This is a genomic window from Rhodococcus sp. NPDC019050, assembly GCF_055664235.1.
The window spans coordinates 31219-49343 of the sequence record NZ_JBVOON010000009.1 but is presented as its reverse complement, the minus strand read 5'-3'; the positions used below and the strand labels follow the sequence as shown (position 1 = coordinate 49343).

Below are 18125 nucleotides of genomic sequence, written 5' to 3'. Positions count from 1 at the left end.
CTGGCCGCTGAGCCGGGATAATGGAGCGACTACTGCTCGGCCGGTGCGGTGAGGATCCGCGGGCCGTCCTCGGTGATCGCGATGGTGTGCTCGCTGTGTGCGGTGCGCGAACCGTCGGCGGAACGGATCGTCCAGCCGTCGGGGTCGAAGACGATCTCGTCCGTCGTCGGGGTCCACCACGGCTCGAGGGCGAGGGTCAGGCCCGGACGCAGAACGAGGCCGCGACGGGCACGGCCGGAGTTGGAGACGTGCGGGTCTTCGTGCATGGTGCGGCCGAGACCGTGGCCGCCGAACTGGGTGTTGACGGGGTAGCCGTATTCGGCGGCGACGGCTCCGATGGCCGCCGAGATGTCGCCGAGGCGGTTTCCGGCCTGCGCTGCGGCGATGCCCGCTGCGAGGGCGACTTCGGTGGACTCGATCAACCGGCGATCCTCGGGCCTTTCGGTCCCGACGACGACGGTGCGCGCGGAGTCGGCCACCCATCCGTCGATCGACACGGCGATGTCCATGGAGAGCACGTCCCCGTCCTGCAGCACGTAGTCGTGCGGCAGTCCGTGCAGCACAGCGTCGTTCACCGACAGGCAGATGACATTGCGGAACGGGCCACGTCCGAACGAGGGTGAGTAGTCCCAGTAACAGGAGACCGCGCCCCGGTCGGCGATCAGGTCGCGTGCCCGCTGTTCGAGGTCGAGGAGATTGACCCCAGGCGCCGCCCTGTGTGCGAGATCGTCGAGGAGGCCGGCGATGAACGCGCCGGTGGTGCGCATCGCGTCGATCTCTCGCGGGGTCTTCAGTTCGAGCACCGCTCGTGTCCTTCCGGAAGGGTTCGTGAGTTCCGGTATAAAAATACCAGAACGGCACGAGGTTGGTATTCTCATACCGGACCCCGGCCTTGTGGCGTCTCGGATACGCTCGAAGCCATGGTGCGTCTCCCGTTGTCCCCGCAACAGCTTGCTGCAGGTAAACGCCTCGGTGCGCTCCTCCGCGAGGCGCGGCGCGACCGCACCCTCGCCGACGTCGCCGAAGCGGCAGGAATCTCGCCGGAGACGCTGCGCAAGATCGAAACCGGCAGGCTTGCGACGCCGGGATTCGTCACCGTCGCGGCATTGGCACGTGCACTGGAACTCCCGCTCGACGACCTCGCGCAGGTCTGCCTCGACGCCGAGGAACTCGAGGACGCCGGCTAGATCTGCGACGTCACTCGCCGGGTCGTGCCGGGAACCGCGCCGCGCTGATCGACCCGACCGTGGCACCGTCGTGCCCGACGATCCACGACCCGCCGGATTCGGCACACTCCGCGATCTTCTCGAACATGTTGAGCAGGAAGAAGATCGCTTCCTGCGACGACGCGGTGGTGGCGAGCCGGTGCGACTCGCCCTGCTTGGTGCCGTCGAGCCACACACCGCAACGACCGTCGAGACGAAGCGTGGTCACGTGATCCCAGTCGACGAACCCGTACTTGACCTGTTCCCACGGCGTACGCGTGCTCGGCGTCTGTTCGAGAACCTGCACCAGAATGGACATCGCGGCTCCTGGAGTTTTCGGACGTGTGCCGACCAGTGTCCCCCGATCCCTCTCCGTTGACCGGCAGTTCGTTCGACGCGCCAACCCTCCCATGAGCCGCGCCGCGGGCGGCTGGCACCATGGAGGGCATGTTGCACGGGCTGTGGTCACCGGGATCAGGCCTGATGCTGTGGCGTGATCCCGCGGTCGAAGCCGACGACGACGTGTTGCCGTCGGCTCTGCGGCGCTGGATCGACCGGCCCTTCCGGCACCGCGTCGAGCTGACCCTCCCCGGTGACACCGCGCCGCGTGTGCTGCCGGCGGTCGCCGTGGCACCACCCGACGCGGCCGTTCTCCTGCTCGATCTCCCGCGACGCCCGAACGGTGTCGCGGGCGATCTGCGCTACCTCGCCCACGTGGCCCACGGCATCGAGCGGTGGGCGCAGGCGGGCCGGGTCGCCCCCGAACTCGTCCGCGCGGAGAAGCAGTGGTGGGCGCGGTGGCAGTTGCTCGGCGGCGAGAAGACACGGGCGTGGTCGGCGGAACTCGCCGCGGCGATGCCCCCCGTCCAGCGGCAACTCGGTCGTCCGACGGCGTTGCTCGACAACATGTGTGCCGAACTCACCGACCCGATCGTCCGCACCCTGCACGGGTCTTCGACATCCCTGCACCCGCTGGTCGCCGCCCTCGCGGAAGGCCGACCCCACCCCCGTGGCACGCAACGGATGGCGGATGCGCTGGACGAGTGGCGGGCGAGCCTCGCCGGTTACGAACCCGACCTGGTTCTGCGTCTCGTCGAACCGGAGGACACCGACGACGAGGGCGACATCGGTGTGGCCGCGTTGTGGCGGCTGGAAGTGTGCCTGCGCGCGGAGGGACAGGCGCCCGTGCCGGTGACCGTGGACGGCACCGACCCCCATCTTCTGCAGATCGCCATCCGCAAGCTCGGCGCGGCGATCACCGCCTACCCACGGCTCCAGGACGTGCCACGCGACATCGACACCCTCGACCTGCTGCTGCCCACCCCGGTGGTGATCGACCTCGTCGAACACGGTGCCCGGGCGTTGCAGGCCGCAGGCGTGGCGCTGCTGCTGCCGCGAGCCTGGGCGACAGTCGATCCGTCCCTGCGCCTCCAGGTCGACTCGCCCGTCGCGCCGGTCAGCGCCGACGACAGCGTCGTCGGCATGAGTGCGATCGTGTCGTACGAATGGCAGCTCGCGGTGGGCGACATGTTGCTCACCCGGGCCGAGATGGACGAACTGGTCGCGGCGAACAGCGACCTGGTCAAGCTGCGCGGCAAGTGGGTGCGCGCCGACGCCGAGGCACTCGCACGGGCCGCCCGCTTCGTCACGGCGCATTCGGAACGCGATGCCACTCTCGGGTCGCTGTTCGCGCAATTCACCGGGGAAGACGCCCCGCCCGTCGAGGTCACCGACATCGCCGCGTCCGGTTGGGTCGAGACATTGCTCGACGGGCAGGCACAGCCGGAGGAGATCACACCGCCGGCCGGACTCGTGGCGGAGTTGCGGCCCTACCAGCAGCGCGGACTCGAATGGCTCGCGTTCATGAGCCGGCTCGGACTCGGCGCGGTCCTCGCCGACGACATGGGGCTCGGCAAGACCGTGCAGGTGCTGGCACTGCTCGCACACGAACGCGAAACTGCTCCCGCGGGTGCGCCCACGCTCCTCGTGTGCCCGATGTCGGTGGTCGGCAACTGGCAGCGGGAGGCGGAGCGGTTCGTCCCGGATCTGCGCGTCTACGTCCATCACGGCGCGCAGCGGCTGAAGGGGGAGGCCCTGGCCGCGGCGGTCGCCGCCGGTGAACTGGTCGTCACCACCTATGCCATCGCTGCCCGCGACGTCGCGCAGCTTGCCGAATTGCCGTGGCGCCGTGTTGTTCTCGACGAAGCGCAGCACGTGAAGAACACCGCGACCGCACAGTCGCGCGCCACCCGGGCGATCCCGGCGGCCCACCGCATCGCCCTCACCGGTACGCCGGTCGAGAACCGGCTCGAAGAACTGCGGTCGATTCTCGATTTCGCGAATCCCCGGTTGCTCGGCAGTGCGGCCTCGTTCCGCGCGCGATTCGCTGTGCCCATCGAACGCGACCACGACCCGGTGGCGGCCGCGCGACTGCGGGCGTTGTCGGCGCCGTTCGTGCTGCGACGTGTCAAGACCGACCCGGACGTGATCTCCGATCTTCCGGAGAAGTTCGAGCAGACGGTCCGCGCCAACCTCACCGCCGAACAGGCTGCGCTCTATCGCGCCGTGGTGGACGACATGATGCGCAAGATCCGCGACAAGGAAGGTATGGCCCGCAAGGGCGCAGTCCTCGCCGCCCTGACCCGGCTCAAGCAGGTGTGCAACCATCCGGCGCACTACCTCGGCGACGGTTCGCCGGTGATGCGACGTGGCAGACACCGCTCGGGCAAGCTCGGACTGGTCGAGGACATCGTGGAGTCCGTGCTCGCCGACGGCGAGAAAGTCCTGCTGTTCACGCAGTTCCGCGAGTTCGGGGAGCTCATCGCGCCCTATCTCGCGGAGCGGTTCGCGACGACGGTGCCGTTCCTGCACGGTGGGGTGACCAAGACGAAACGCGACGACATGGTGGCGCGGTTCCAGGGCGACGACGGGCCGCCCATCATGTTGCTCTCGCTCAAAGCCGGTGGCACGGGCCTGAACCTGACCGCCGCCAATCACGTTGTGCACCTGGACCGGTGGTGGAACCCCGCGGTGGAGAACCAGGCCACCGACCGGGCGTTCCGTATCGGCCAGCAGCGCAACGTCCAGGTGCGCAAACTCGTGTGCGTGGGCACCGTGGAGGAGCGGATCGACGAAATGCTCACCGGCAAACAGGAACTGGCCGACCTGGCGATCGGGGTGGGGGAGAACTGGATCACCGAGTTGTCTACCGACCAGTTGCATTCCCTGCTGTCCCTCGGCGACGAAGCGGTGGGTGACTGATGGCGCTCGACAACCGGGTCGAGACCCGCACCAAGCGCGGCGCGATCGGCCGCAGCTGGTGGTCGAAAGAGCTGATCGCGACCATGGAACAGGTGGCCGACAAAGGCCGGCTGACGCGGGGTCGCGCCTACGCGCGGTCCGGGCAGGTGGTCTCGATGCGGATCGAGCCCGGCGCCGCGGTCGGGGAGGTCCAGGGCAGTCAGCTGCGACCGTTCACCTCGACGGTGACCGTGCGACGCCTCGACGACGACGCCGTCGAGGAACTGATCCGGGAGGTGCGAGCCTCACCCGGTGTGCTGGCACGACTGGCCGCGGGGGTGCTCCCCGAAGAACTCGGGCCACTGCTGCTGCCGCGACGCGCGGGCGAACTCGATTTCGACTGCACCTGCCCCGACGACGGCTGGCCGTGTAAGCACGCCGCCGCCGTGGCGTATCTGCTCGCCGAGCACATCGACGACAAGCCCCTCGCCGTTCTCACCCTGCGCGGTGTCGATCTGGGGACGCTGATCGGCGGTGTCGACAACGCCCCCGACACGGGCGACTTCTACGGCGAGGACACCGAACTGCCCGATCTTCCGTCGGAACGATTCCGGCCCGCGCTCGAAGACCTCGACCCGATGCTGTTGCGTCGCGCGTTGCGAGCCGGGGGCACGGACGAAGCCGTCGTCATCCGCGCGATGACCGACCTCGAAGATCTCTACCGCCGGATGCGCTGACGCCGCTGCAGCAGTTGCGTGCGGTGCCCGAGGGTTTCAGAGGATCAGCGCCAGAAGCAGTCCCGTGGCGATGAGGTAATCCGGTCCGCGGAGCCACTGTCGAACCAAGTCGACGGGCACCTGACCGACTGCCGTCTCCAGGATGAGGCCGTCGTATCCGGTGCGCAGGCGCGTACGCATCCGGTAGGTGGCGATGCAGGCACCGGCGGCGACGAGCACGCCGACGATCGGTGACCATCCCGTCACCGGCGCCGTCATCACCGTCACCACTGCGGCGGCACACGCCGGTACCACCGCCAGAGGGCAATAGAGATCGCGATCCGCTGCGCCGAGCATCGCGCGGAGTTCCGGCATTCCCGCCAGATCCCGTAGTCCACTACTGAACATGAGCGTCGCCACGAACACGGCCGCAAGCTGGATCCATGCCGCCACGACCGGGGATGCAGTCGCGCCGAGGATCCAGGCGCAGCCGACGACGACGGCCGTCGCCGCGAACGGAGACGGCCTGCGCAGATTCCGGAGCAGGTCGGCCCGGACGAGCGCACGAGTCCGGCCGGGTGGCAATGCCCGTGACCGCCGGGATGCGACCCGTTTCCAGGCGCGGGCGTCGTGGACGCCGACGACGATCGTGGGATCGAGCCCCACCAGGGACGTGCGGGCTGCCCCCGCGATCTCGGCGCGGTCGTCCAACTCCGCTGCCGTGATGCGGCCGCAGAAAAGAAGGGCGGCGCAGCATATGACGGCGACGGGCAGTGCGACGGCGACGACCGGAAGCCAGGTCACGAACACCGGCACGACCGTTCCCGTCGCGCATGTCGCCGCGACACTTACTCCCAGTACGATCGATGCGTACTGCATTGCGGGGAGGGTGCGAACAGGAAATACCCTGGCTTGCACGAGCACTGCTAGCGATGCCACGCCGACGCCCCCGAGCGCACCCGAGACGGCAAGGGGTGGCCAGAACTCCACGATGCCGGCGAAAGCGGCCAACCGTCCGGCGGCCGCTCCCGTCCCCGCTCCGGCGGCGAGTACCGCCCACACGGTGGGACGGAGCAATGCCGCCCGATCCACCGGGGTCGACAACAACCAGAACGCGCGCTCCGCACTCGAGGTCAGGGGTCCGAGCGCTCGCGCTGCCCCGACACCTGCGGCGACCGCGGCGCTACCGGCTACCCACGCCCAGCCCGGATTCCAGGACGCGGTATCCCACGACGCTCCGGTGGCTGCGGACACCGCGTCGACGAGCGCGGCCGGCGAGCGGGTGGCGACCCACCAGGCGAGCCCGGCGACGACATAGATACCGAGCACGGACAGGACAGCCGTGCCGATCAGGTCGGTTCGGGGTGCTTGGCTGCGGCCGAACCGCCGTCGCATGTCCCGGAGCGTGCCGGCCGCCGGGACCGCCGGACGCGGTTCCGTCAACGCCACGAGTCTGCGTCCACGACGTGGTCGGCGACCGCGGCGACCAGGTCCGGGTCGTGCGAGGCGAGGACGACCGCGCACCCTTCGTTCTTCTCCTTGACGAGACGGTGTGCGAGCCAGGATCGGCCGTCGTGATCGAGATGCTGCTCGGGTTCGTCGAGTACCAGCAACCGGCGCGGACGGACGAACGCCGACGCCAGCGCCAAGCGGCGGCGCTGACCGCTGGACAGGGTGACGGGCAGCTGCCCGGATGCTCCGGCCAGTCCCAGTTCGGACAGCGTCCGGGTCGCCTGACCCGCGGGATCGTGCATTCCGTGAGCGAGGGCGACGAGTTGCAGGTGTTCGTGGGCCGTCAGATGCGCGAACGTCGCGACGTCGCCGACGACGGATGCCACTGCTGCTCGGTGGTCGGGGGAGGATTCATCGCCCACCACGCCGTCGATCGTGACAGCGCCCCGATCGAGGCGGTCGGAGCCCACGATGCATCGCAGCAGTGTGGACTTTCCGGCACCGTTTGCGCCGGTGACAGCGCAGCATTCGCCGGCGGCGACGTCGAAGTGCACCGCGGTGAACACGAGCAGGTCGCCGAATCGGCGTTCCGCGTCGCGGACGGAGAGAACGTGACTACCGCGCCGCGTCGCGCCGCGGGGGAAAGCTCTGGGCACAGGGACTCCCGGTGTTCCTCGTGAAGAGTGTGGTCGCGAGGAAGCAGGGACCGGTCAGATGAAGAGAGACGTCGCGGCCCCTGCACCGGGGCCGGGTGCTCTGGGTCGCGGGCGACCGGCCGTATCGGGATGTGACTGTCGCCGGAACGCGCCGCGCAGACGTTGTTCCTCGACGGTGGGGCCGCGCGGGGTTCGGGACAGTCCGAACAGCAGGTCGTCGGCGCGCCGGACGATCAGCGCGGCAACCACGACGACGGTGACGAGAAACCCTGCCAGCATCGAGGCGAGGCTGTCTCCGGGGAGTGCGGGAGAGACCGCGAGCAGAGAGAAAAGAGCCCACAGCAGCAGGAAGGCCAGCGCATCGGTGCTGTTCCTCGGCCCGCGGGTCATGATGCGGAGTGTAGCCGACGAGGTGTGACCCTGGACATACGTGGACTTCCAACTATAGGATGAGCGAAGACTTTGGAACTCCCGGCTGCCCTGACACAGCCACCACTATCGAGCAAAGGACGGGTTCGCGCATGAGCATCCGAGAACTGACCCACTTCGTCGGGGGCAAGCATGTCTCCGGCACCTCCGGCCGTTTCGCCGACGTCTTCGACCCCAACACCGGCGAGGTCCAGGCGCGTGTTCCGCTCGCCGGCCGCTCCGAGGTCGAGGACGTCATCGCCAACGCCGCCGTGGCGCAGAAGGAATGGGCGTCGTGGAACCCGCAGAAGCGCGCTCGCGTCCTGATGCGATTCCTCCAGCTCGCCCAGGACAACATGGACGAACTCGCCCGGCTGCTCTCGAGCGAGCACGGCAAGACGATCCCCGACGCGAAGGGCGACATCCAGCGCGGTCTCGAGGTCGTCGAGGTCGCGCTCGGCGCTCCGCACCTGCTCAAGGGTGAATTCACCGAGTCGGCCGGCACCGGGATCGACGTGTACTCGATGCGGCAGCCGCTCGGCGTGGTCGCGGGCATCACCCCGTTCAACTTCCCCGCGATGATCCCGCTGTGGAAGGCCGCCCCGGCTCTCGTGTCCGGCAACGCGTTCGTCCTCAAGCCGTCCGAGCGCGACCCGTCCGTGCCGCTGCGACTGGCCGAACTCTTCCTCGAAGCCGGACTGCCCGCCGGCGTGTTCAACGTCGTCAACGGCGACAAGGAAGCAGTCGACGTCCTGCTCGACGATCCCCGCGTCAAGGCACTCGGATTCGTCGGCTCCACGCCGATCGCCCAGTACATCTACGAGACCGCCGCGAAGAACGGCAAGCGGGCGCAGTGCTTCGGCGGCGCGAAGAACCACGCCGTGATCATGCCCGACGCCGACCTCGACCAGGTCGCCGATGCGCTCGTCGGCGCCGCGTACGGCTCCGCCGGTGAGCGCTGCATGGCGCTGTCGGTGGCCGTCCCCGTTGGTGAGGAGACCGCCGACCGCCTCGTGGCCAAGCTCCAGGAACGCATCGCCGAACTCCGCATCGGCACCAGCTTCGACGAGAAGGCAGACTTCGGTCCGCTCGTGACCGCCGCCGCCCGCGACCGTGTCCACGGCTACATCGCCAAGGGCGTAGAGGAAGGCGCCGAACTCGTCGTCGACGGCCGCGGATTCGTGCTCGAAGGCAACGAGGGCGGCTTCTTCTCCGGTGCAACGCTCTTCGACCGCGTCACCACCGACATGTCGATCTACAAGGAAGAGATCTTCGGTCCCGTCCTGACGGTCGTGCGTGCCCGCGACTACGAGGAAGCCCTGCGCCTGCCCACCGAGCACGAATACGGCAACGGCGTCGCGATCTTCACCCGCGACGGTGACACCGCCCGCGACTTCACCACCCGCGTCGAGGTCGGCATGGTCGGCGTCAACGTGCCGATCCCCGTGCCGATCGCGTACTACACCTTCGGTGGCTGGAAGGCGTCGGGCTTCGGCGACCTCAACCAGCACGGACCGGACGCCTTCCGCTTCTACACCAAGACCAAGACCGTCACCCAGCGGTGGCCGTCCGGTGTCAAGGAGGGCGATCTCGAGGGCGCCCACGTCGCCGACACCGATCACTTCGTCATCCCGACGATGGACTAGGCGGTCACGCCGATGTTCACCCTCAGCGACGACGACCGGGCGATCCGCGACACCGCCCGCGACTTCGCCACCGAGTACCTGGCTCCCCACGCGGTCGAATGGGACCAGAACAAGCACTTCCCGGTGGATGTACTGCGCAAGGCCGCGGCACTCGGCATGGGCGGGATCTACATCCGCGAGGACGTGGGCGGATCGGGGCTGCGCCGCCTCGACTCCGTCCGCATCTTCGAGGAACTCGCCACCGGATGCCCGTCCATCGCCGCATACATCTCGATCCACAACATGGTCACGTGGATGATCGACAAGTTCGGTGACGACGAGCAACGGCACCGCTGGGTGCCGAAGCTGAGTTCGATGGAGTTCCTCGGAAGCTACTGCCTCACCGAACCGGGCGCGGGATCCGACGCCGCCGCGCTCAGCACCAGGGCCGTGCGCGACGGCGACGACTACGTGCTCACCGGCGTCAAGCAGTTCATCTCCGGCGCAGGAACTTCCGACGTCTACGTCGTGATGGCCCGTACCGGCGACACCGGCGCGCGCGGCATCTCGGCGTTCATCGTCCCGAAGGACACGCCGGGCCTGTCGTTCGGCGCCAACGAGAAGAAGATGGGCTGGAACGCGCAGCCCACCCGCCAGGTCATCCTGGACGGCGCACGCGTGCCGGCCGCGAACCTGCTCGGGACGGAAGGCGGTGGCTTCCGCATCGCGATGCACGGCCTCAACGGTGGCCGTCTCAACATCGCCGCATGTTCGGTGGGCGGCGGCCAGGCGGCACTGGACCGGACGGTCGCCTACCTCGCCGAACGCAAGGCGTTCGGCGACCGGTTGCTCGACTCGCAGGCATTGCAGTTCCGGCTGGCGGACATGCGCACCGAACTCGAGGCGGCGCGCACGCTGTTGTGGCGAGCAGCGGATGCCCTCGACAACGAGGCGCCCGACGTCGTGGAACTGTGCGCGATGGCCAAGCGCTTCGCCACCGACGCCGGATTCGCGGTCGCGAACGATGCGCTGCAACTCCACGGTGGCTACGGTTACCTGGCCGAGTACGGGATCGAGAAGATCGTGCGCGATCTGCGCGTGCATCAGATCCTCGAAGGAACCAACGAGATCATGCGGGTGGTCGTCGCGCGCAGCGTGGTGGCCGCAGCGCAGAACGGAGCGCAATGACGGGGCAGGAACCCGAGGTCCTCATCGAGGCGAAGAACGGACTGGGCCACATCACGCTCAACCGGCCCAAGGCGATCAACGCGCTCAACCACGACATGGTGCGCGTGATGGCCGAGGCGCTCACGGAGTGGGCGGCCGACGACTCCGTCCGCGCCGTCGTCGTCCGCGGTGCGGGGGAGCGTGGACTGTGCGCCGGTGGCGACATCGTCTCGATCTATCACGATGCCCGCGACGGCGGTACCGGCTCCCAGGAATTCTGGCGTGACGAGTACATCCTCAACGCCGCGATCGGTCGCTATCCCAAGCCGTACGTGGCGATCATGGACGGCATCGTGATGGGCGGCGGTGTCGGCATCTCCGCGCACGGCAACGTCCGGATCGTCACCGAACGCTCGAGCATCGCGATGCCCGAGACCGGCATCGGATTCATCCCCGACGTGGGCGGCACCTACCTGCTCTCGCGCACACCCGGGGAGATCGGCACCCACATCGCGCTGACCACCGGCCGGATGAAGGCGGGCGACGCGATCGCGCTCGGTTTCGCCGATCACTTCGTGCCGTCCGACGCCCTCGACAAGTTCGTCGCAGCGCTCGAGACCGGTTCGGTCGACGACGCACTCGCCGAATACTCCCGGCCCGCACCGGAATCGACGTTGCTCGCGCAACGCGACTGGATCGACGCGGCGTACTCGGCGGACACCGTCGAGGAGATCGTCGAGCGCCTGCGCAGCAGTGACGTCGACGAGGCACGGTCCACCGCCGAGCAGATCCTTGCCAAATCGCCTGTCGCGCTCAAGGTCACGTTGCGTTCGCTGCGGCACGCACGGACGCTCGGCAGTCTCGAAGAGGTGCTGAACGAAGAGTTCCGGGTCTCGTCCGCGTCGCTGAACTCGCACGACCTCGTCGAGGGGATCCGGGCCCAGGTGGTCGACAAGGACCGCAACCCGCAGTGGTCGCCCCCGACCCTCGTCGATGTCACCGCCGCCGACATCGACGCATACTTCCAGCCGCTCGGCGAGCTCGAACTCGGCCTCGCCGCTCCGAAGGAGAACGACCGATGAGTGAACTTCCCAACGTCGCCTTCCTCGGTCTCGGCCACATGGGTGGGCCGATGGCCGCGAACCTCGCCAAGGCGGGCTACCCGGTCACCGGGTACGACCCCGTGCCCGCCGCGCAGGAGGAGGCCACGAAGAACGGCATCACCGTCGTGGGATCAGCAGTCGAGGCCGTCCCCACGGCCGACGTCGTGATCACCATGCTGCCCAACGGCAAGCTGGTTCTCGATCTCTACGACGAGATCCTCGGCGCGGCAAAGCCGAACACGCTCTTCGTCGACAGCTCCACGATCGACGTCGCCGATGCACGTGAGGCGGCCGGTCGTGCGCAGGCTGCCGGTCACCGCGCTGTCGACGCCCCCGTGTCGGGCGGTGTCGCCGGCGCCGCGGCGGGGACTCTGGCCTTCATGGTCGGTGGCAGCGAGGACGACTTCGCCGCAGCGCAGCCGCTCCTCGACGTCATGGGCCGCAAGGTCGTCCATTGCGGCGGCTCGGGCAACGGCCAGGCCGCCAAGATCTGCAACAACATGATCCTCGGTGTGTCCATGATCGCGATCAGCGAAGCGTTCGTGCTCGGCGAGAAACTCGGCCTCGACAACCAGGCGCTGTTCGACGTCGCGTCCAACGCGTCGGGTCAGTGCTGGGCATTGACGAGCAACTGCCCGGTTCCCGGCCCGGTGCCCACGACCCCGGCCAACAACGATTACAAGCCGGGCTTCGCCGCGGCCCTCATGGACAAGGATCTCGGGCTCGCGTCGAACGCGGTGCGGTCCAACGGGGTCGAGGCCGAACTCGGGCTGCGCGCCGCCGAGCTCTATCATCGGTTCAACACCGGGGGTGGTGGCGCACTCGATTTCTCCGCCATCATCAACGACATTCGTGACCGCTCGAACGCAGAGGACAGCAAGTGACCGATTTCGAGACCATCCTGCTCGAGCGCAAGGCCCGCGTCGGCATCATCACGCTCAACCGGCCCAAGGCGCTCAACGCACTCAACTCCCAGTTGATGCGCGAAGTGGTCTCGGCGGTCGAAGAACTCGACGCCGACCGCGAGATCGGTGCGATCCTCCTCACCGGGTCGGAGCGGGCGTTCGCCGCCGGCGCCGACATCAAGGAGATGGCACCCAAGACCTTCTCCGAGGTGTACTCCGAGGACTTCTTCTCCGACTGGGACCGGCTGTCGTCCGCCCGCACCCCGATCATCGCCGCGGTATCGGGCTACGCGCTCGGCGGCGGTTGCGAGCTGGCGATGTTGTGCGACTTCATCATTGCGTCCGACACCGCCAAGTTCGGTCAGCCGGAGATCAAGCTCGGTGTCATCCCCGGCATCGGCGGCTCGCAGCGCCTGACCCGCGCGGTGGGCAAGGCCAAGGCCATGGATATGTGCCTCACCGGCCGCAACATGGACGCGGAGGAAGCCGAGCGCGCGGGCCTCGTCTCGCGTGTCGTGCCGGCCGCCGAACTGCTCGAGGTCGCACTCGACGCCGCCACCACCATCGCGTCGATGTCGCTGCCGGCCGCGATCATGGCGAAGGAAGCGGTCAACCGGTCCTTCGAGACGACCCTCGCCGAAGGCGTGCGGTTCGAGCGCCGGGTGTTCCACTCGACGTTCGCCACCGCCGACCAGAAGGAAGGCATGGCGGCGTTCGTCGAGAAGCGCACGCCGGACTTCAAGCACGCGTAGACGGACACGAGATACGAGAAAACGCCGTCCCCGATGTGGGGCGGCGTTTTTCGTGTCTGCTGTTCGTGTGACCGAGCCGTGCGGAGCGGTCCGCAAGTGTTACCGCCGCGCGCTCACCACTTCGACGGCGAACCCCCGGTGTCGAAATCGCCCGCGTCGTGGCGCATGGTCGCGAGTATCCGCAACAAGGTGTCGATATGTTCGGACGGAATCCCCGGGCGCGCGAACACCTCGGTGTTGAGCTTCTCGGTTGCCTGGATCGCCAGCGCACGACCTTCGTCGGTGAGTTCGATGAGCGTGGCGCGGCGGTCGCTGGGATGTGGGGTGCGGCGCACGAGATGCGCGGCCTCGAGTCGATCGACGGCATTGGTCACGCTCGTCGGGTGTACCTGGAGTCGCGCACTCGCCTTGGCCATCGGCAACGCTCCGGCCTTGGTGAAGTGCAACAGGGTGAGCAGTTCGTAGCGGGCGAACGTCAGGCCGAAGGGTTTGAGCACCTCTTCGACACGCGCCATCATGATCTGCTGCGCCCGCATCACCGACGTCACCGCGGCCATGCCGTCGGCGACCTCGCCCCAGCCGTGGGCAACCCACTGACGGTGGGCTTCGGCGATGGGATCGAGGGGGAGTGGTGCGGGCATGCCTCCATCATTCCATGCGGGAACGCGCAGGTAGGGAGGGCACACCGGGCGCCGGGCGGCATTGTGGGCAGCCAGGTGACGGCCGGTCAGCGATACGCATAGGCTGGGAAGCGCTCGTCGACGTCCTGTGTCGACAACCCGAACTCCTCGAGCGTGTATCGATGGGCGGGTTTCCGGGCTCCGCTGCGGCTTTCGTCGTGCAACGACGCCATCGCGCGTTCGGCGTCCGCAGTGAACGGCATGTCGAACCGGTCGTAGATCGTTCCCACGGTGCCCAACGGGTCACCTACGAAGTCCCGGTAGTCGACATCGACGAAGTGGGCCGGGTCGTGCCGGGCGCGTGCGCTGGTGAAATGGTCGTAGCCGCGTGCCCACAGATCGAGCTGGCTCCGGCCGATCGTCTCGCCCACGAAGGCCTCGGACCATCCCTCGGTGGCCTGTGCTGCCAGGCTGCACACGGACGGGATCACCGTCCTGGGGTCGCGGTGTGTCACCACGATCAGTGCGTCCGGATACACGGTGAGGAGTTCGTCGAGTGCGAACAGGTGACTGGGGTTCTTCAGCACCCACCGTTTGCCGGCGTCGGGCAGCCCGATGAGCTGGAGGTTCTTGCGGTGCCGGGCGTAGGCGCCCGTCCAGTCCTGTCCGGCCAGCCACCGCGCGTACGTGGGCAGGTTCGCGAGGCATTCGTACGAGATCGACCGGAACGACTGGCGGAGCAACTGCCAGCATTCCTCCACCTCCGCCGCGGACATGTAGTGCACACCCATGAACTCGGGATGCTCGACGTGGTGTTGCGCGAAGGCCGCGTCGATCCCCGCGAACACCGGGTCGTGCTCCCACGTCTCGCGCGGCGGCCGGGGTTGCGGCATCTCGGTCAGCCACATCTCCAGACCCTGGTGGGCCGGGTCCGCGGCGAGGAGGCGATGCAACGCGGTCGTGCCGGTGCGGGGCAGACCGGTGACGAAGACGGGGCGGGTGACGGGCACGTCCGCGTGGCCGGGATGCTGTGCCCACGCCGCTTCGGACAGCAGTCGCGCGACGAGTGCACCGCGGAGGAACACCCGCGACATCTTGCTGCCCAGTGGCGTGAGCGCCTCGTCCCGGGCGTACGAGTCGAGCAACACCTCGAGCGCCTCGCGGTAGTCGTCGTCGCCGAAGTCCGAGAGTCCCGTCAGCCGGGTCGCCGAGGCGTGCAGATCGTCGACGGTACCCACGGTGGTGCGTTCGCTCATCCGATATCCGTTCAGTGATGGTATTCGCCGCAGTTGACGTCGATGCATTGTCCGGTGATCGCCGACGCCATCGATGAGGCCAAAAAGATGACGGTGTCGGCGATCTCTTCGGTGGTCGGCAGGCGCCGCAGATCCGAGGCCGCGGCGGTGTGCTCGTAGATCTGCTCGACGGTGGAGCCGTATTTGCCCGCCTGATGTTCGAAGTACCCCCGGAGGGTCGGTCCCCAGATATAGCCGGGAGCAACAGAATTGACGCGGACTCCCTGCGGTCCGAGTTCGGTGGCGAGGGACTGTGACATCGCCAGCAGTGCCGACTTGGCGAGTTTGTAACTGCCGTAACGCTCCTGGGAATGACGCAGAACCATCGAATTGATGTTGACGACGGAGCCGTCCGATTCGGCGAGCGCGGGCGTGAACGACCGGGTCATGCGCAGCGCGCCGAGCACCGTCAACTCCACACTGTCGCGGATCTGCTGGAAATCCGTGCCCGCCAACGGTTTCATCGACGGGACGGAGAACGCATTGTTGACCAAGGTGTCGATGCGGCTGAACTCACCTGTCGCGACCTCGGCGAGTTTTGCGACGGATTCGTCGTCGGTGATGTCGGTCGGAACGGCCAGTGCCCGCCGCCCCAGCGCCTCCACTTCGGCAGCCACCTTCTCGAGCCGTTCCCGGGTGCGGGCGGCGAGGACGACGTCGGCGCCCTGGGCCGCACAACGCAAGGCGAGGGTGCTGCCCAAGCCGGGGCCGACACCGGAGACGACCACGACGCGATCCTGCAGCAAGCCGGTCGCGGCGCTCATCCGAGCATCCGATCGGCGACCGCGGCCTGGCGTGCGGCGATGCGCGCCGCCCACTCGTCGGGGGTGATGCGGTTCGCGTCGTGGAACGGCAGTGCGTCGGCGAGATTGTCGAACGGAACGACCTGTGCCACAGGCCCATCGGAAGCAGTGAGTTCACGATCGAGTCGCTGCCAGCGGAACTGCAGGATGCCGCGGCTGCGCCCGAGGGTTTCCACCCAGTTGGCGAGGCCGGGGTTTCGCGCGGAGACGACGATCCGGACCATGCCGTCCGGGTCGACGCGGGCCTGGGTGTTGTTGAGCGAGGTCTGGTGGTGGATGTAGTCGAGCGAGATGTACCAGAGGCTTCCGATCTGGAAGCCGAGGTAGGGGGCGTCGGTCGCGGGCAGGGTCAGGATCATCGCTTCGTCGTCGGCCAGGTCGAAGTGCCCCACCGACGAGTACTGGGTGTCGAGTCCGCCGGGTGTACGCCGGGGTTCGGTGACCGTGTTGACGGGCAGTTTCAGGTAGAACCACTCGGGGAATTGCAACCACGTCTTCACCCGCGAGACCAGGCCGCGACCTGCGCGTTCGTACCGTTTGACGGCGTCCTGGTGGGTGGGCGCCGGAGCCGGCGTGCCGAGGGTGTCGAGACGGTCGATGCGCAAGGTGCCGCGGCGTTGCGTCCAGTCGCTGTAGACCTCCCGCACGACCAACTGGGAGGAGCCCGGCGCGAGGGTGAAGTAGTTGCGCTCGGGATCGGCGGGCCCGGGGCCGAAGCGGACCTCGAAGGTGCCGTCGTCCGCTATGCGTAGGGCGCGGTCGTCGAAGGCGGTGACGTTGCCGGGTACGGCGGCGTCGGTGTAGTTTCCGGCGAGCACCTGGAAGCTGAGATCGCATGTGCTGCCGCGACGCCCGGTGACGAGGTATTCGGCGTTGTCGCGCACTGCCGCGCCCCAATACAGCGTGTCGGGGTTGTCGAGACCCATCTTCGCGTAGGGGCCGGTGCCCGTGATGAACACGGGATGGGTACTGCTGTGCGCCCACGCGGCATGGACACAGGCGGCGATACCGCCCGCGAGGTAGCCGTACCCCTCGGTGAGATCGTCCTCGGTCCGGATGTGCGGGGCGGTGGCGACGAGTTTCTCGGCCTCGGCTATCGCCGCGGTGAGTGGATCGGTGAGCACGTCGGTCTCCTGTGGTCCAAATATGTACCGCTGCGGTAGTGTCCGTTGCGCCGACGATAGAACGTGTTCCAGGGAGGGTCAATGGCCGGTCGCAGGGACGGCGCCGGGGAATCGGGGCCGGGTACCGCCCGCCGCTCGCCGCCGACCGAGCGTGTCGTGCAGGTCCTCGACCATCTCGTCGCACGGCCGGGCCTCTGGTTCGGGTTGTCCGAACTGTCTCGCGAACTCGACCTGAGCAAGCCGACCTGCCTGGGCATTCTCACCGCGCTGACCGACGCGGGCTATCTCATCCGCGATCCGGTCGACAAGACGTACGGCCTCGGCCCGGCCTTGATCGTGGCGGGCCGGGCCGCGCAGCGCGGGTTCGCGTCGGGACCGGTCGCGCACCGGCACCTCGCCGCCCTGAGTGCGGAGTTCGGCGTGATGTGTACGGCCTCGGCCGTGGTCGGTGACCGCATCGCGATCCTCGACGTGGTGGGGGAGCGGGCACTCCCGTCGCGCGCGTGGGCGAGGTCTACCCGTTCGCACCGCCCGTCGGACTGATGTACGTGCTGTGGGACACCGACGACCGCATCGACCGGTGGTTGGCCCGCGAACCGACGCTGCCGTTGACCGTCGAACGGACGCACCTGAGGGCAGTGATCGACGAGTGCCGCCGTACGGGCTATCTCGTCGAGTCGCTCACCCCCGGCGGGCGCCGTCTCTACGCATTGATGGCCGGGGTCGTGTCCCACGATCTGGCACCCGAGATGCGGGAGATGCTCGCAGAACTGGTCTCGAGTCCCGGCGAGCGCGTGCTGCTGCCCGGCACCCTCGACGAGGGCGGCACGCACCGCGTCAATCTCATCGCCGCACCCGCGTTCGATCCCGATGGTCACCAGTCGCTCGTGCTCGCGCTCCACCTCGAGCGGGAGGCCGATCGTGCGGAGATCGAGCGTTGCGGCACGGCGCTGGTGGCCGCCGCGGACGCGATCACCGCCGATCTCGGCGGCCGGCGCGTGTCCCGATAGCGGGCGGGAAGCGGGCGTTGACCCGGAATTGAAACTCGTTCTAT

At 68.2% G+C, this 18125-nt stretch carries 17 protein-coding genes and 1 pseudogene; 9 read left to right on the top strand and 9 right to left on the bottom strand.

Annotation, left to right across the window (positions count from 1 at the left end):
* Positions 1–29: 29 nt before the first annotated feature.
* Positions 30–803 (bottom strand): type I methionyl aminopeptidase, encoded by a 774-nt coding sequence (gene map, locus AC0B44_RS11745; RefSeq protein WP_471903055.1) that lies wholly within the window; start codon positions 801–803, stop codon positions 30–32.
* Positions 804–920: 117 nt separating this feature from the next.
* Between map and AC0B44_RS11740 the strand changes: the two genes are divergently transcribed.
* Positions 921–1187, top strand: a complete 267-nt coding sequence (locus AC0B44_RS11740; RefSeq protein WP_471903054.1) for a helix-turn-helix domain-containing protein — start codon at positions 921–923, stop codon at positions 1185–1187.
* Between the two features lie 10 nt (positions 1188–1197).
* Here AC0B44_RS11740 and AC0B44_RS11735 read toward each other — a convergent pair whose 3' ends face one another.
* Positions 1198–1524 carry a hypothetical protein gene (locus tag AC0B44_RS11735; RefSeq protein WP_471903053.1) on the bottom strand — a complete coding sequence of 109 codons (327 nt, stop codon included), beginning with the start codon at positions 1522–1524 and terminating at the stop codon, positions 1198–1200.
* Positions 1525–1652: 128 nt separating this feature from the next.
* Here AC0B44_RS11735 and AC0B44_RS11730 point away from each other — a divergent pair, with 128 nt between their 5' ends.
* Together AC0B44_RS11730 and AC0B44_RS11725 are read left to right on the top strand one after the other, a co-directional pair.
* Positions 1653–4466: a DEAD/DEAH box helicase gene (locus tag AC0B44_RS11730; protein WP_471903052.1), complete on the top strand. Its 2814-nt coding sequence runs from the start codon at positions 1653–1655 to the stop codon at positions 4464–4466.
* The gene (locus tag AC0B44_RS11725; protein WP_471903051.1) at positions 4466–5182 is read left to right on the top strand and encodes an SWIM zinc finger family protein; all 717 of its coding nucleotides are present in this window, start codon (positions 4466–4468) and stop codon (positions 5180–5182) included. The genes AC0B44_RS11730 and AC0B44_RS11725 overlap by 1 nt, the downstream gene beginning before the upstream one ends.
* A 36-nt stretch (positions 5183–5218) precedes the next feature.
* On the opposite strand, the gene AC0B44_RS11720 is transcribed toward AC0B44_RS11725, so the two are convergent.
* From AC0B44_RS11720 to AC0B44_RS11710, 3 genes are read right to left on the bottom strand one after another with little or no spacing between them, the layout of a single operon-like run.
* Positions 5219–6604, bottom strand: a complete 1386-nt coding sequence (locus AC0B44_RS11720) for a DUF6297 family protein (protein WP_471903050.1) — start codon at positions 6602–6604, stop codon at positions 5219–5221.
* A complete protein-coding gene (locus AC0B44_RS11715) occupies positions 6601–7269 on the bottom strand; it encodes an ABC transporter ATP-binding protein (RefSeq protein ID WP_471903049.1) in 669 nt (222 codons plus the stop codon). The genes AC0B44_RS11720 and AC0B44_RS11715 overlap by 4 nt, the downstream gene beginning before the upstream one ends.
* Positions 7270–7323: 54 nt before the next feature.
* Positions 7324–7659 (bottom strand): DUF6412 domain-containing protein, encoded by a 336-nt coding sequence (locus AC0B44_RS11710; RefSeq protein ID WP_471903048.1) that lies wholly within the window; start codon positions 7657–7659, stop codon positions 7324–7326.
* 131 nt (positions 7660–7790) lie between these two features.
* Between AC0B44_RS11710 and AC0B44_RS11705 the strand changes: the two genes are divergently transcribed.
* From AC0B44_RS11705 to AC0B44_RS11685, 5 genes are read left to right on the top strand one after another with little or no spacing between them, the layout of a single operon-like run.
* Positions 7791–9323, top strand: coding sequence for a CoA-acylating methylmalonate-semialdehyde dehydrogenase (locus AC0B44_RS11705; RefSeq protein WP_471903047.1), 1533 nt, complete (start codon positions 7791–7793; stop codon positions 9321–9323).
* A gap of 12 nt (positions 9324–9335) precedes the next feature.
* On the top strand, positions 9336–10490 hold the full coding sequence (locus AC0B44_RS11700) for an isobutyryl-CoA dehydrogenase (RefSeq protein WP_471903046.1): 1155 nt from the start codon (positions 9336–9338) through the stop codon (positions 10488–10490).
* Positions 10487–11551 carry an enoyl-CoA hydratase/isomerase family protein gene (locus AC0B44_RS11695; protein WP_471903045.1) on the top strand — a complete coding sequence of 355 codons (1065 nt, stop codon included), beginning with the start codon at positions 10487–10489 and terminating at the stop codon, positions 11549–11551. Before AC0B44_RS11700 ends, AC0B44_RS11695 begins: the two co-directional genes overlap by 4 nt.
* The gene (gene mmsB / locus AC0B44_RS11690) at positions 11488–12456 is read left to right on the top strand and encodes a 3-hydroxyisobutyrate dehydrogenase (RefSeq protein WP_471903148.1); all 969 of its coding nucleotides are present in this window, start codon (positions 11488–11490) and stop codon (positions 12454–12456) included. The genes AC0B44_RS11695 and mmsB overlap by 64 nt, the downstream gene beginning before the upstream one ends.
* Positions 12453–13229 (top strand): enoyl-CoA hydratase, encoded by a 777-nt coding sequence (locus AC0B44_RS11685; protein ID WP_471903044.1) that lies wholly within the window; start codon positions 12453–12455, stop codon positions 13227–13229. Before mmsB ends, AC0B44_RS11685 begins: the two co-directional genes overlap by 4 nt.
* 113 nt (positions 13230–13342) lie before the next feature.
* Here the strand turns inward: AC0B44_RS11685 and AC0B44_RS11680 are convergent, their stop codons facing one another.
* The 4 genes from AC0B44_RS11680 to AC0B44_RS11665 form a co-directional block, all read right to left on the bottom strand.
* Positions 13343–13870 carry a MarR family winged helix-turn-helix transcriptional regulator gene (locus tag AC0B44_RS11680; protein ID WP_471903043.1) on the bottom strand — a complete coding sequence of 176 codons (528 nt, stop codon included), beginning with the start codon at positions 13868–13870 and terminating at the stop codon, positions 13343–13345.
* Between the two features lie 86 nt (positions 13871–13956).
* Positions 13957–15105 (bottom strand): sulfotransferase family protein, encoded by a 1149-nt coding sequence (locus tag AC0B44_RS11675; RefSeq protein ID WP_471903042.1) that lies wholly within the window; start codon positions 15103–15105, stop codon positions 13957–13959.
* An 11-nt stretch (positions 15106–15116) separates the two neighbouring features.
* Complete coding sequence (locus tag AC0B44_RS11670; RefSeq protein ID WP_471903041.1) at positions 15117–15908, bottom strand: SDR family oxidoreductase; 792 nt, start codon at positions 15906–15908, stop codon at positions 15117–15119.
* Positions 15905–17071 carry a hypothetical protein gene (locus AC0B44_RS11665; protein ID WP_471903040.1) on the bottom strand — a complete coding sequence of 389 codons (1167 nt, stop codon included), beginning with the start codon at positions 17069–17071 and terminating at the stop codon, positions 15905–15907. Before AC0B44_RS11665 ends, AC0B44_RS11670 begins: the two co-directional genes overlap by 4 nt.
* 81 nt (positions 17072–17152) lie before the next feature.
* On the opposite strand from AC0B44_RS11665, the pseudogene AC0B44_RS11660 reads away from it, so the two are divergent.
* Positions 17153–18081 (top strand): annotated as a pseudogene (locus AC0B44_RS11660) (IclR family transcriptional regulator).
* The last annotated feature ends 44 nt before the right edge of the window (positions 18082–18125 follow it).